Below are 12,332 nucleotides of genomic sequence, written 5' to 3' on the forward strand. Positions count from 1 at the left end.
CCAAGGACCTGACGATGGGCGCAGCACCGGCATCACGGGACGTGACCTCCTACGGGATGGGATTGGCAGTGCCGCTGGCGCTGTTCTTCCTGGTCTTCTTCGTGGCGCCGCTGCTGCAACTGCTCTGGCTCTCGCTGCACAACGACACGGCCGGGCTCCATTGGGGGCTCGGCCAGTACCTGCACTTCCTCACCGATCCCTTCAGCCTCGGGGTGCTCGGCTCGACGCTGCTGTTAGGCGCGGAGGTGACGGCCGTCTGCCTCGTGCTCGGCTTTCCCATCGCCTGGCTCTATCAGCGGGTCGGGCCAAAGCTCCAGACCATCATCATTCTGATCGTGCTGCTGCCGCTGCTGACCAGCGTCGTGGTCCGCACCTTCGCCTGGATTGTCATCCTCGGCCGCCAGGGCATCATCAACGCGACGCTGCAATCGCTCGGCATCATCAATACGCCCTTGAAGCTGCTCTACACCCAGTTCGGCGTCGTGATCGCGCTGGCGCAGGTGCAGATGCCGCTGATGACATTGCCGCTGATCACCGCGCTCGGCCGCATCGATCCCAATCTCGACGATGCCTCCTGCTCGCTCGGCGCCGGGAGCTGGCGCACCTTCTTCAGGATCGTGCTGCCGCTGTCCTTGCCGGGCGTCATCGCCGGCTGCACGCTGACCTATGCCGCCGCGATCACGGCGTTCATCACCCAGTCGCTGATCGGCGGCGGACAGATGCTGTTCATGCCGATGTATCTTTATCAGCAGGCTTCCACGCTGCAGAACTGGCCCTTTGCATCCGCGATCTCGATCATCTTCCTGCTTGCCGTGCTCGCGGTCGTCTCCGTCTTCACCACGCTCGGCCGCCTGTCGCGCGGCTACGGAGGCGCGTGATGAGCGGTCGCAAGCGCACCCTGGAGGCGATCAGCTTCGAGCTGGCCATGACCGTGATCGCTGTCATCGCGCTGATCATCATCATCGCGCCGTCGCTGGTGGTGCTGATCGTCTCCTTCACCAGCGGCTTCTCGCTGCGCTTCCCGCCGCCGGGTTACTCGCTGCGCTGGTACGCCGAACTGTGGGAGGCCTGGCAGCTTCACTTCGCGGCGAAGAACAGCCTCATCGTCGCGCTGTGGGCGACGGGCCTGTCCGTCGTCCTCGGCGTTGCCGCCGCGCTTGCGATCTCGCGCTCGCGGACGCTGTCGGCACGACTGCTCGATTCCCTGTTCATGTCGCCGCTGGTGCTGCCGGCGCTTGCCTTCGGGCTTGCCGCCCTGATGCTGTTCTCACTGGTCGGCCTGCCGGTCTCGCCGCTGACGCTGGTGATCGGCCACACCGTGGTGTGCGTGCCCTACGTCGTGCGCAATACGGTCGCAGCGCTCGCCCAGCTCGAGCCGACCTTGCTGGAGAGCTCGGCGGTGCTGGGGGCGAGCCGGCTCTACACGTTCCGCCGGATCGTGCTGCCGCTGATCCGGCCGGGCATCATCGCGGGTGCCTTCATCGCCTTCATGTCGTCGTTCGACAATGTGCCGGTGTCGCTGTTCCTGCGCGACGCCGCCACCGACATGCTGCCGATCCGGATGTGGCAGGACCTCGAGGGCAAGTTGGATGTCACCATCGCCGCCCTGTCGGGCGTGCTGATCATTGCGACCGTCGCGCTGGTCGCCGTCATGGAGCGCGTCACGGGCCTGTCGCGGCGGCTGACGAACTGATCAGGCGCCGCGGAACAGCGAATACCCCCAGCGCGTGAATTTCAGCGGCAGGTGAAAATGCTCGTCAACGTTCTTGATGCGGAAGCGGAACGGCGTCACCGTGAGAAAACCGTCGCTGTCCGCAAAGAACTCGCCGAGATGAAACAGGACCTCGTACTCGCCGGCCGTCACACCGGCGCCTTGCGCTATGGGGTGATCGAGCACGCCATTGGCGCCGAGCCGCCCGTTGGCGATGCGCGAGGAGTCGGGATCGATCCGCCAGATCTCGACGCGCAGCCCCTGCGCGGGCCGTCCGCTCGCCACATCGACCGCGTGAATGGAAATACCGCCTGCCACAATGTTCCTCCCATGAGCGCAGCGCCATGGTAGACGGAAACACCGCCATCCGGCCAGCACCCGCGTTGCTGCCGGCCCTGGGGGCGATGACCGCGCTTCAGGCCCTCGTCGCGCTCGCCTTGTTCGCGCCCGGCGTGGTCGCGCCCCGCGCCCATATCGAGGTCTGGCAGCTCTCGATGTTCTCCTGCGCGGTGTTCGCCGTCGGTATCCCCGCCTCGTTCTGGGGCGGCGGCTTCATCGCGCGGGTTGGTTCGCTGCGGATCGCGAGCCTCTGCGCGGCGGCCATCGTCGTCAGCATGGCACTGGCTTCGCTCGGATCGAGCGCCGCCCTGCTCGCCGCGGGCCTCTGCCTCGGCCTTGCCATGGGCCCCGAGACGCCGGCAAGCGCAGCGCTGCTGGCGCGGCTGGTGACCGCCGAGCGCCGCGCCTTCGTCTTCTCGGTGCGCCAGACCGGCAACCAGATCGGCGCGGTCTGCGGCTCGCTGGCCCTGCCCGCGATCGCCATCGCGTTCGGGCCGGCCTGGTGCTATGCGGCCGTTGCTGCCCTGGCGCTGTTCGCGATCGCGCTGTTCGAGTGGCTGCGGCCGGCCTACGCCGGCAAGCTCGTCCCGCCCCCAAAGCTCGATCTGCGCGCGCGGCTGGCACTGGTGACCGCGGACCGGCGGATCGCGATGCTGGCGCTGGCATCGATGCCGTTCAGCGCGATGCAGGTGTCGCTCAACACCGTCTTCGTCACGCTCGGCACCCGCGAGCTTGGTCTCAGCCATATCGAGGCCGGCATGGCGCTCGCCTGCGCGCAAGCCGGCGGCCTCGTCGGCCGGCTCGGCTGGGGCTACGTCGCCATGCGCCTCGACGCCCCCCGCGCCGTGCTCATCGTCATCGGCCTCGGCATGGCCTTCTGCGCCGCGCTGCTCGGCCTCGACGGCGGATCGCTCAGCCGCACCTGGCAGTTCGCAGTTGCGGCGCTGTTCGGCCTGACGGCGTCGGGCTGGAACGGCGTCTTCATCGCCGAGATCGCGCGCCTCGCCCCGCAGGACCGGATCGGCGAGACCACCGGCGCGGTGCTGACCGCGTCCTATGCGGGCCTACTGGCGGCGCCGGCCGTGGTGTCGATCCTGGACGGTGTGGCCGGCCTTGGCGCGGCGTTCTTCGCCTTGGCCTGTCTTGCCCTCTGCGGCACATTGGCGCTGATGTGGGGAGGCCATGACAAAACCGACGCATAGTGCGCGCGAGATCGCAGCCGCCGTCACCGCCGGGCGGATGACCGCCGTCGACACGGCGAAGGCCGCCCTTGGCCGCATAGACGCCGCCAAGGCCTTGAACGCAGTGGTCACGACCGATCCCGCACGCACGCTGGCCGACGCGGCGGCGGTCGACGATCGCCTGCGTGCCGGCGAGACAATGCCGCTGGCCGGCGTCCCCATCCTCGTCAAGGACAACATCTGGGCCAGCGGCTGGCGCATCACGCAGGGCTCGCGCCTGTTCGCCGATTTCATCGCGCCACAGGATGCAATTGCGATCGAGCGCCTGCGCAAGGCCGGCGCGGTCATCGTCGGCATTGGCGCAACCTCCGAATTCGCCAGCAAGGGCGTCACGACATCGCCGCTGTTCGGCCCGACGCGACATCCCCTCGATCCCGCGTTGACGCCGGGCGGCTCCTCTGGTGGACCCGCCACCGCCGTCGCAGCCGGCCTCGTGCCCCTCGCGATCGGCACCGATGCGGGCGGCTCGAGCCGCAGGCCGCCGGCCCATGTGGGCGTCGCCGGCTTCAAGCCGTCCTACGGCGCGATCCCTTATGGACCCGGCTTCGCCGAGCCGTTCTTCGGTCTGTCGGTCATCGCGCCGATCGCCGCCGACGTCGCCGACATCGCGCTGGCCTTCGAGGCCATGGCCGGTGTCGATGCGCGCGATCCGGATGCAGCCGGCATTGCGCAAGAAGCCGAGGACATCGCCGGCCTTCGCATCGCCTTCTCACCGCGGCTCGGGCTCGACGTTGCGGTCGATGACGTTGTCGCCAACGGGCTCGTTTCCGCAGTCGCGCGTCTCTCCGCCGCAGGCCTCAGCATCGCGCTGCGCGATCCCACCTGGCCGGCGGGTGCGACGGAAGAGGCCCTCATGCCGCTTCAGCACGCTGGCCTTGCCGCGCTCCATGGAGACGCTTTTCGCAAGGACCCGACTGTCTTCGACCCTGACATCGCCAGGCAGATCGAGCGAGGGCTGTCCTGGTCAGGCGCGGACGTCGCGGGTGCGCTGGTCGCGAGCGCCGCGATCGCCAATGCCTTCGCGGCCTTCTTCGCCGAGGTCGATCTGCTGCTGACGCCGACAGTCCCCTGCGTCGCCTGGCCGTTCACCCAGCTCGGACCCGACATGATCGGCGGCCGTGCAGCGAGCCCGCGCGCGCATGCGGTGTTCACGCCGTTCGTCAATCACGCCCGCCTGCCGGCGATCTCGCTTCCATGCGGCACCGACTCCCGCGGGCTTCCATTCGGCCTCCAGATCATCGCCCGGCGCGGCCAGGACCGCACGCTGCTGCGCGCCGCGCGGCATATCGAGGCGCAGTTGCAGGCGTAGCTTTGCGAGATCGCGACGATTTCGGAATAGTCGCAATATACCCCTGTTTTGCCCGACGGGTCAAATCGCGCCGATGCCTGCGTAAGCCGTTGATTCCACTATCACCGGCTACTGTGCATGGGGTTGTTTTCGCACTTTTTGTTTGATCGGGCGTCCTAGCTGGCGAAAGACAGACGCAACCGCCGCCAGCCGATGACAATGCCGGTGATGGAGAACACCAGTCCGAGCGCGCAGAGGCCGACGATCAGGACATCGCGCAAACGCGGATGCGCCTGCAGGACTGGAAAATCTAGCGTGTGCAGCGCGCCGTAGAACCAGCGATAGGCTCGCCGCGACGCATCCAGCCTTTGCAGCACGCGGCCATCGGCGCTGTCGATATCAAACCAGAGGCCGCCGCAGCGGGAACGGTAGACGGATGCACCGGGAACGACGGACTGCGCGGGATAATCGTCGCTATCCGCGAGAATAGACGGCGCATTGCAGGCCGTCGCAAGCCTCGTCACCATGCTCCCGATCACCCGCGCACTGACGACCGGCGCCTCCTCACTGTCGGGCCCAACCACAACCTGTTTCTCGAGACCAATCCGCTCGCGTCGATAGAGGCTGCCGTCAACGGCAAACCATTCGACCTCTCGGGCCGAGGGCGATATTCGCTTCCGTTCCGCCGATGGGGCGGTCGTCCAGTCCGGCGATGCATCGATCACGCCGGCTTCGGCCGGGGTCAGCAGCCCTCGCGAGAACAGCCGGCCGTGATCCATGGAGAGCCATCCACTGAAGATCCACGTCAGCACGAAGACGGTCGCCACGAGGCCGATGATATGATGAAGGGCGTGCCAGCCGCGATAAGGCGAGGAGATCCTGTATCCTCGCATCCTGGACCGCACGATTCCGAGCACTGCACCCAGCATGGCTGCAATCAGCGCCAACAGCGACAGCGTCCAGACCACGCTGTCCCACAGCGCCCAGTTGCTTCTCAGGACCGTCGGGTAGATCCAGTGCAGGACGCTTCCGACGAGATTCCAGCCGCGCTCGCTTCGCGTCGTATCCAGCACGACCTCGCTCGTGCGCGACGAGACGTAGACCTCCGTTCCGGCGGCATCGCCGAGGGCCACGCGAAACAAGGGCCGGTGACGATCAAAGCCGTTCGGCACGCTCCACTGGTCGTAGTCCGCCTGCGCAACGACAGCCGCATGCGCGGCATCGAGCCCGCGCTGGCGCGCATGAGCCCGCGCGATGGCGAGCGCGGCCTCGGGCGACCGCACCGATGCATCCTGCCCGTCTGTCGCGCGAACCGCGCGAAGGTGCGAGGACCCCGACACGACATAGACCGGCCCATCGCTCCGCTGAATCAGGCGCAGGCGCGTAGCATCGGCGATGCCGCTCGCGGCCACGGCATCGGCAACGCCGATCCTCACCTCCGTACGATCCACCGGCGCGAGACCGGCAATCCGCTCTGCTTCCGTCAGCGATGGAAACGGAACGAAGTGCATCACGATTCCCGTCGCGAACCACATCGCGAACAGCAGGCAGAACGCGATCCCGAGCCAGCGATGCAGCAGGACGATCGCGCCCATCATGTGGTCAGCGCCCTACCATTTGAATGCGGCCGAGAGTTCATAGGTTCGCGGCGCGCCCAGCAAGATCTGGTCGGGATAGAACGGATCGCCCCATATCGCGTAGCGCTTGTCGGCGATGTTGCGCACGCGGAAGGTCAGGCGAGCCTGATCGACCGCGTTGAATACCGTCTTGGGAATGTCGACGAAGGCATAGACGTCGGCGACGGTATACGCCTTCATCGTCACCGTGTTGGCATCGGTATTGTAGCGGTCGCCGACATGACGGCCGGTGATGCCGACTTCAACCGGCCACGGCGTGAAGAAGCGGTACGAGGCGCCAGCATTGGCAACGATGCGCGGCACGTTCGGCGGCGTGTTGCCCGAGAACGATCCGCCGACGAAATTGTAGTCGGCATAGCGCGCATCGACATAAGCGATGTTGCCCCACAGCCGAAGGGGCTCGATCGGCCGCACCGAGGCGGCGAGCTCGACGCCCTTCGACTCCTGCCGTCCCGCAATATTGAGCGCCTGCCCGCCGGCCGCCGCATAGACGTTCTTGCGCAGGATGTCGTAGGCCGAGAACGACCACTCCGCCCGGTTGTCCCAGAACAGGTGCTTGACGCCGGTCTCGTAGGTCCGCGCGGTCGTGAGGTCCAGCGGCTGGGTCGGCAGCAGCAGGAAGATGTTGTTGGCGGAGATATCAGCGCCGGTCGCGTACTGGCTGAAGAAGGTGAGGCCCGGAACGGCCTCCCAGGTGTAGCCGATGCGTCCCGTCACCGGCGCCCAGTCCTTGGTGAACGGAAAGCCCGCGTTCACCAGACCGTTCTCGTCGGTCGAGTTGCGGTCGAGCCCGATATGCTCGACGCGCAGCCCGCCGATCAGCGCGAAGGTCCGCGTCAGCTTCAGCCGGTCCTCGAACGACAGCGCCTCGTTGTCGATGCGCGCGGTCTGCTGCTTGGTCGCGAGCAGTCCGTAATAGCCACGATCGAAATCGACCAGCGGAACATAGTCGTTCGGGAATTTCGCCGCGCCTGGCCTGACGAAGTCGAGATAGCTCGACGACAGCGTCGTGACCAGCCGGTTGTCGAAGCCTGCGATGTTCGTGTCCCAGATCAGGTCGGTGATATTGCCGACAAGGCGCTGGCTGTGCGCGACATAGAAGCGCTCGCGATACACTTGGTTTTTCGTGGAATCGAACGCCTCGATCTCGTTGTTGAACCACGACCGCTCCGCGCCGTAACCATAGGCCTGACTCTTCAGCGTCAGGTCCGGCGCCAGTTTCAGCTCGAAGCCGCCGCGCAACCAGACCTCTTGCGCTACGTTTCGGTTGTCGAGAACGTTGTAGTTGGTGTTGAAGGTGCGGTCGTCGATCGTGACGGCCCCGAGGTCGGTCCTGTTGAAGTAGGTGCCGGAAACAATCCCCGTCGTCGCATGCGAGCCGCTGAAAGCGATCGGCACCAGCGGCGCGCCCCAATAGGCCTTCCCGCGATCCTCGCGGTACTCGATCGCACCCCAGACCTTGAGGCTGTCGGAGATGCGGTAGTTGAGCTGGCCGGACACGTCGAGCGTCTTGGTGTTGGTGTCGTCGACAAAGCCGTTGAGCGAGGAGCGGCTGATGTCGAAGCGGTAGTCGAGGCCCTGAACGTTGGTGCTGCCGCCCGAGCCGTAATGCGCGCGGAACGAGTTCAGGGAGTCGTACGAGAAGTCTGCCTCGTTGCGGATCGCTCCGGTGTGCGGCTGCTTGGTGACGAGGTTGATCGAGCCGCCGGCGGCGCCCTCGCCCGAGATCAGCGAGGCCGGGCCCTTCAGGAATTCGACGGCCTCCAGATTGGCGGTGTCCATGATCCGCGAGGTCATGTTCTGCGGGCCGATCTTGATGCCGTTGTAGAGCGTGTTGATCTGGCTGTTGGTGAAGCCGCGCATCGAGAAGCCCGCCGGCTCCCCCGGCGCGTCGCCGGAGGTGACGCCGACTGCGCCCTGCGCCACCTCGGACACGGTGCGATAGCCCTGCTCGCGCATGGTCTCGGCCGAGATCACCTCGACGGTCGCGGGCGTCTCGCGCACGGTGAGGCCGAGACGCGAGGCGCTCTCCGCCACCGCATTGCTGTTGAGCGGCGTTGGCGCCGCCGCGGCCGGTACGGCAGGCTTGGGCGCCGCCGATGCGGCCACTGGCCTGCGCGGCGTTGCGCGGCGCGCGCTCTGTGCGTCCCGGGCAGCCGGCTTGGCCGGCTTGCGGGACTGGGCGGGGGACACCTCGACAGGCGGCAGCGGTTCGCGGACCGGCTGCGCCAGCGCGGCGGGCAGATCGGCGACTGTAAACGACGTGAGAGCAGCAGAGGCGAGCAGGAATCGGCGCGATCGTACAATACGGATGGAAGACACAGCGGGACCTCGGTATGACGTCAGTGGCACGTCACAGCGAACGAGGTCTCACCCTGGGCTTGTCAGCCCTCCGATGAAGCCGAATGTCTGTACTCCCCGACCGACATCTTCGCGTGTGACCACGGCTGACGGCAGGTCTCCTGGCTCGCGGGTCGTCACCACTTCGTCGCCTTCCCGGGACCGAGGACCCAGTGGCTTCTGACGAAGGATTATCCGCTTACAGTTGCGGGGGCAGCCGCGGCATTGGGGAAACATCCCCGCACCGCATTCCCTTTTCATCCCCTCTCGGGGGAAACCGTCGCGAGCATCTAGGATTACGATCGAGACAGAGTCAATGTGGCAGTTGCGGCGTTATTGCCACAGCGACCAACTTCCTTGGAGATAGGCATGGAAGGCGAGACCTTCCTCTGGCTGATACGCCATGCACCCGTCGACGGCGTCGCGGGGACGATTCACGCGCAGGACGCGCCTGCCGATCTCGGCGATCGCGCGCAACTGGAAGCGTTGCGCCAGCGCCTGCCGTGGGACTCTGCGAGCTATGCCAGCCCGTCGCGGCGCACGGTCGAGACGGCGCGCGCATTGGGGCTCGAACCGGAGCTGATGGGCAACTTCAGCGAACAGGATTTCGGCGACTGGACCGGCCGGCGGCATGACGAACTCGCCGCAATGGGCGGCGAAGTCTACGCGCAATTCTGGAGCGACCCTGCGCACCTGAGACCACCGGGCGGCGAAAGCTTCGAAGATCAGGTCGCGCGCGTCCGCCTGGGCCTGTCGCGGATCGGAGCCGGCTCCGCAACGCTCGTCGTGCATTCCGGCACGATCCGCGCCGCACTGTGCATCGCGCTGGATCTTGCGCCGCAAGCTGCCCTGCGCTTCGTGATCGATCCGCTGTCACTCACCAGGATCGACCGGCTCGCGACCGGCTGGCGCGTCGTGTCGGTCAATCAGCGCGTGGTGTGAGCCCGATCAGGCCGGGCGATCCGGCACATTGGCCTGCGCGAACGTCGCCATGCCGTTGTGAAGCGCACAGGCCGATCGCACCAGCGGCAGCGCGATGGCGGCGCCCGATCCCTCGCCGAGCCTGAGATCGAGGCTGATCAGCGGCTGCACGTTCAGGGCGCGCAGCACCAGACGATGCCCCTGCTCCGCCGACTGGTGCGACGGCAAGAGGAACGGCTGGCACGACGGATTGAGGCGCACGGCCGCCAGCGCCGCGACCGACACGATGAAGCCATCGATCAATACGGGAATGCGGCGCTGCGCGGCCGCGATGATGGCGCCGCAGATGGCCGCGATCTCGAGGCCGCCGACGGCGCACAGGATTTTTTCGGGCGACGCAGCCGCAACGCCATGGCGCGCAACCGCGGCATCGATCACGCGCGCCTTGTGCGCACGGCCGGCGGCATCGACGCCGGTGCCGCTGCCCGCGATTTCCTCGGCGCTCACGCCGTGCAGACTCGCCGCGATCGCCGCCGAGGTCGTGGTGTTGCCGATGCCCATCTCGCCGAAGATCAGAAGATCGGGCTGGCTGGCTGCCGCGCGCGCAACCGCACGCTCGCCGGCCTCGAAGGCGAAGGCCAGCTCTGCGAGCGTGAGCGCAGCCTCGACGCTGAAATCGCGCGTGCCGCTGCGCGGCTTGTCGGTGACGACTCCCGGCATCGCCTCCTGCGCCAGCGTGCCGGCGTCAACGACTTCCAGGTGCGAACCCAACTCACGCGCCAGCACCGAGATCGCGGCGCCGCCCGAGGCGAAGTTCGCCATCATCGCGATGGTCACGGCTTGCGGATAGGCCGACACGCCTTGCGCAACGATGCCGTGGTCACCCGCGAAGATGATGATCGGTACGCGTGCCGCGCGTGGCTGCTCGGTCGCTTGCAGGCCCGCGAGCTCGATCGCGAGCTGCTCGAGCCGGCCGAGCGCGCCGGTCGGCTTCGTCAGTTGCGCCTGCCGCACGATCGCCGCGTCGCGATGGACCGCGGAGACTTCGGGGCACTTATGGTAGACCCATTCGGGGAGCATGCTGCCTCGCTTACGGCCTGCGCTTGAGGATGTAGCAGTCCATGATCCAGCCGTGCCGCTCGCGCGCCTCCTGCCGCAGCGCGGCGATGCGCGGGCCCACCTCGGCCAGCGCGCCGGACATGATGATCTGATCGGGCATGCCGAGATAGGCGCCCCACCAGATCTGGAGCCCGACCGGATCGAGCGACTGAAACGCCGTGCCGCCATCGAGCATCACGACCACGGTGTCTGCGCTTACCGGCCAGCCGCCTTCACGCAAGCGGCGGCCTGTCGTGACCAGAAAGGGCTCGCCGATGTCGTTCAGCGGCAGCGCATGCGCCGCGCACAACGCCTGGATCGACGTGATACCGGGGATGACCTCGATTGTCGGCAAGGGATCGAGCCGGCGCGCAATGCGCAGCGAGGAATCGTAGAGCGAAGGATCGCCCCAGATCAGCAGCGCGACCCTGCCGTTACCTCCGAGATGGCTCGAGATTGTCTGCGACCATTTCGCGGCAACCGCATCGTGCCAATCGTCCACGCCCTTGCGGTAGTCCGCCTCGCCTACGTCGCGCACGGGAAGATCGAACTCGGCGATACGCGTGTTGTCGCTGGTCAGCACATCCGCGCAGATCGTCCGCCTGAGATCGGCGAGATCGGACTTTGCGCTCCCCTTGCGCGGGATCAGGATGAGATCGGCCGCGTTGATGGCGCGGGTCGCGGCGTGCGTGAGCTGCTCGGGATCGCCGCAACCGATGCCTATCAGGGAGAGCGTGAGCATCATATTCGCGAAGGGCGGCCATGACGGCCGCCCTTTCGCTTGTCTCTCAGGCCGCGTTGTGCAGGCGCGGGGTGACGAGGCCGGGCGCGGTGACGCCGCGTAGCGACTTCGCCAGCGCCAGCACGGCGAGATCGGCCAGCGGCTCGATCACGATGACGAGCGCATAGGAGACCGCGAAGGTCGCGATGTTGACGAGGTTGGTCATAGCAAAACCGGAGCCATAGAGCGCCCAGAACGCCACCCAGCCGATGACGCCGGCCTGATAGGTCGTCGAAAGCGCCAGCGCCTGGCGATACCTGAGATCGACATAGGCGGTGTTGCGGGCAATGATCCGCGTGGCGATCGCCTGGATCGCGAACAGCGGCACCAGCAGCGTGGTGACGTTCATGCCGTATTGCGGCAGGTCGGCCGGCTCGAAGAAGACGCCCTGGAACAGCAGGCCGAGCGCGAGGCCGAAGGCCGCGGGGGCAGCACCGAACAGCAGGAACAAGGTCGAGCCGAGGATGAAGTGCACCTCGGACACGCCGACCGGGAAGTGCGGCAGGATCTCGAAGAAGGTAAAGACGAGGCCGGTGGTGGCGAGGGTCCGCGCCGCGAACGACGTGATGCCCTGTTCGCGCACGGTCTCGACCGCGAGCTTCAGCGCAACGCCGCCTGCGGCGATGCCGGTTGCGTAACTCAACACGAGCTTGGCGCCCGTCACGATCCCGGGTTCGATATGCATGGCTCAGTCCTTTCCTGCCGTCACACCCGACGGCCTTGGCCTCAAAACATGCACGGCCGGTCTCCTGGCTCGCGGTTCACTGGGGATCTCCGGCCTTCCCGGACCTTGCGATCCAGTGGCGGTTCGGAGCCCCTCACCGCTTACAGTCGCGGGGGCGGCTGGGGTTTTGGGCGCCGCAACTGGGTCCGCCCATCCCCATTCCCGATTATGCTCCGGCGCTTTGCGCCACCTCGAGCACCATGCTTGTCCTGTGTGCCCCTTTCGCGCAGCCTGCGTCAAGGGCCGAACGGC

11 protein-coding genes and 2 riboswitches are annotated in these 12,332 nt (G+C 66.9%); of the genes, 5 read left to right on the forward strand and 6 right to left on the reverse strand.

Annotation, left to right across the window (positions count from 1 at the left end; translation table 11 throughout):
• Nucleotides 1-14 precede the first annotated feature (14 nt).
• Both EI171_RS31565 and EI171_RS31570 read left to right on the forward strand, forming a co-directional pair.
• Nucleotides 15-878: an ABC transporter permease gene (locus EI171_RS31565; protein ID WP_011086069.1), complete on the forward strand. Its 864-nt coding sequence runs from the start codon at nucleotides 15-17 to the stop codon at nucleotides 876-878.
• Complete coding sequence (locus EI171_RS31570; RefSeq protein WP_028172112.1) at nucleotides 878-1,693, forward strand: ABC transporter permease; 816 nt, start codon at nucleotides 878-880, stop codon at nucleotides 1,691-1,693. Before EI171_RS31565 ends, EI171_RS31570 begins: the two co-directional genes overlap by 1 nt.
• Here the strand turns inward: EI171_RS31570 and EI171_RS31575 are convergent, their stop codons facing one another.
• Complete coding sequence (locus EI171_RS31575; protein WP_161535644.1) at nucleotides 1,694-2,029, reverse strand: hydroxyisourate hydrolase; 336 nt, start codon at nucleotides 2,027-2,029, stop codon at nucleotides 1,694-1,696.
• A gap of 26 nt (nucleotides 2,030-2,055) precedes the next feature.
• Here EI171_RS31575 and EI171_RS31580 point away from each other — a divergent pair, with 26 nt between their 5' ends.
• Together EI171_RS31580 and EI171_RS31585 are read left to right on the forward strand one after the other, a co-directional pair.
• On the forward strand, nucleotides 2,056-3,252 hold the full coding sequence (locus EI171_RS31580) for an MFS transporter (protein ID WP_060911300.1): 1,197 nt from the start codon (nucleotides 2,056-2,058) through the stop codon (nucleotides 3,250-3,252).
• Nucleotides 3,233-4,600: an amidase gene (locus EI171_RS31585; RefSeq protein WP_161535645.1), complete on the forward strand. Its 1,368-nt coding sequence runs from the start codon at nucleotides 3,233-3,235 to the stop codon at nucleotides 4,598-4,600. Before EI171_RS31580 ends, EI171_RS31585 begins: the two co-directional genes overlap by 20 nt.
• A 155-nt stretch (nucleotides 4,601-4,755) precedes the next feature.
• On the opposite strand, the gene EI171_RS31590 is transcribed toward EI171_RS31585, so the two are convergent.
• A complete protein-coding gene (locus tag EI171_RS31590; RefSeq protein WP_161535646.1) occupies nucleotides 4,756-6,177 on the reverse strand; it encodes a PepSY domain-containing protein in 1,422 nt (473 codons plus the stop codon).
• 12 nt (nucleotides 6,178-6,189) lie between these two features.
• A complete protein-coding gene (locus EI171_RS31595; RefSeq protein WP_161535647.1) occupies nucleotides 6,190-8,538 on the reverse strand; it encodes a TonB-dependent siderophore receptor in 2,349 nt (782 codons plus the stop codon).
• Nucleotides 8,539-8,650: 112 nt separating this feature from the next.
• Nucleotides 8,651-8,853: riboswitch (cobalamin riboswitch) on the reverse strand.
• 72 nt (nucleotides 8,854-8,925) lie between these two features.
• Here EI171_RS31595 and EI171_RS31600 point away from each other — a divergent pair.
• Nucleotides 8,926-9,498 carry a histidine phosphatase family protein gene (locus tag EI171_RS31600; protein WP_161535648.1) on the forward strand — a complete coding sequence of 191 codons (573 nt, stop codon included), beginning with the start codon at nucleotides 8,926-8,928 and terminating at the stop codon, nucleotides 9,496-9,498.
• Between the two features lie 6 nt (nucleotides 9,499-9,504).
• Here EI171_RS31600 and cobT read toward each other — a convergent pair whose 3' ends face one another.
• From cobT to EI171_RS31615, 3 genes are read right to left on the reverse strand one after another with little or no spacing between them, the layout of a single operon-like run.
• Nucleotides 9,505-10,557, reverse strand: a complete 1,053-nt coding sequence (gene cobT / locus EI171_RS31605; RefSeq protein WP_161535649.1) for a nicotinate-nucleotide--dimethylbenzimidazole phosphoribosyltransferase — start codon at nucleotides 10,555-10,557, stop codon at nucleotides 9,505-9,507.
• A gap of 10 nt (nucleotides 10,558-10,567) precedes the next feature.
• A complete protein-coding gene (gene cobF / locus EI171_RS31610) occupies nucleotides 10,568-11,317 on the reverse strand; it encodes a precorrin-6A synthase (deacetylating) (protein WP_161535650.1) in 750 nt (249 codons plus the stop codon).
• A 46-nt stretch (nucleotides 11,318-11,363) separates the two neighbouring features.
• Nucleotides 11,364-12,041: an energy-coupling factor ABC transporter permease gene (locus tag EI171_RS31615; protein WP_161535651.1), complete on the reverse strand. Its 678-nt coding sequence runs from the start codon at nucleotides 12,039-12,041 to the stop codon at nucleotides 11,364-11,366.
• A 36-nt stretch (nucleotides 12,042-12,077) separates the two neighbouring features.
• A riboswitch (cobalamin riboswitch) is annotated at nucleotides 12,078-12,289 on the reverse strand.
• Between the last annotated feature and the right edge of the window lie 43 nt (nucleotides 12,290-12,332).

It is taken from the genome of Bradyrhizobium sp. LCT2 (assembly GCF_009931255.1).
In the GTDB taxonomy this organism is placed as follows: Bacteria; Pseudomonadota; Alphaproteobacteria; order Rhizobiales; family Xanthobacteraceae; genus Bradyrhizobium; species Bradyrhizobium diazoefficiens.

What these genes read in the sequence shown, in the direction of transcription:
- cobF (WP_161535650.1), bottom strand. Translation starts at nt 11,317, where the DNA reads ATGCTCACGCTCTCCCTGATAGGCATCGGTTGCGGCGATCCCGAGCAG.
- EI171_RS31570 (WP_028172112.1), top strand. Translation starts at nt 878, where the DNA reads ATGAGCGGTCGCAAGCGCACCCTGGAGGCGATCAGCTTCGAGCTGGCC.
- EI171_RS31585 (WP_161535645.1), top strand. Translation starts at nt 3,233, where the DNA reads ATGACAAAACCGACGCATAGTGCGCGCGAGATCGCAGCCGCCGTCACC.
- EI171_RS31600 (WP_161535648.1), top strand. Translation starts at nt 8,926, where the DNA reads ATGGAAGGCGAGACCTTCCTCTGGCTGATACGCCATGCACCCGTCGAC.
- EI171_RS31590 (WP_161535646.1), bottom strand. Translation starts at nt 6,177, where the DNA reads ATGATGGGCGCGATCGTCCTGCTGCATCGCTGGCTCGGGATCGCGTTC.
- EI171_RS31580 (WP_060911300.1), top strand. Translation starts at nt 2,056, where the DNA reads ATGGTAGACGGAAACACCGCCATCCGGCCAGCACCCGCGTTGCTGCCG.
- EI171_RS31615 (WP_161535651.1), bottom strand. Translation starts at nt 12,041, where the DNA reads ATGCATATCGAACCCGGGATCGTGACGGGCGCCAAGCTCGTGTTGAGT.
- EI171_RS31565 (WP_011086069.1), top strand. Translation starts at nt 15, where the DNA reads ATGGGCGCAGCACCGGCATCACGGGACGTGACCTCCTACGGGATGGGA.
- cobT (WP_161535649.1), bottom strand. Translation starts at nt 10,557, where the DNA reads ATGCTCCCCGAATGGGTCTACCATAAGTGCCCCGAAGTCTCCGCGGTC.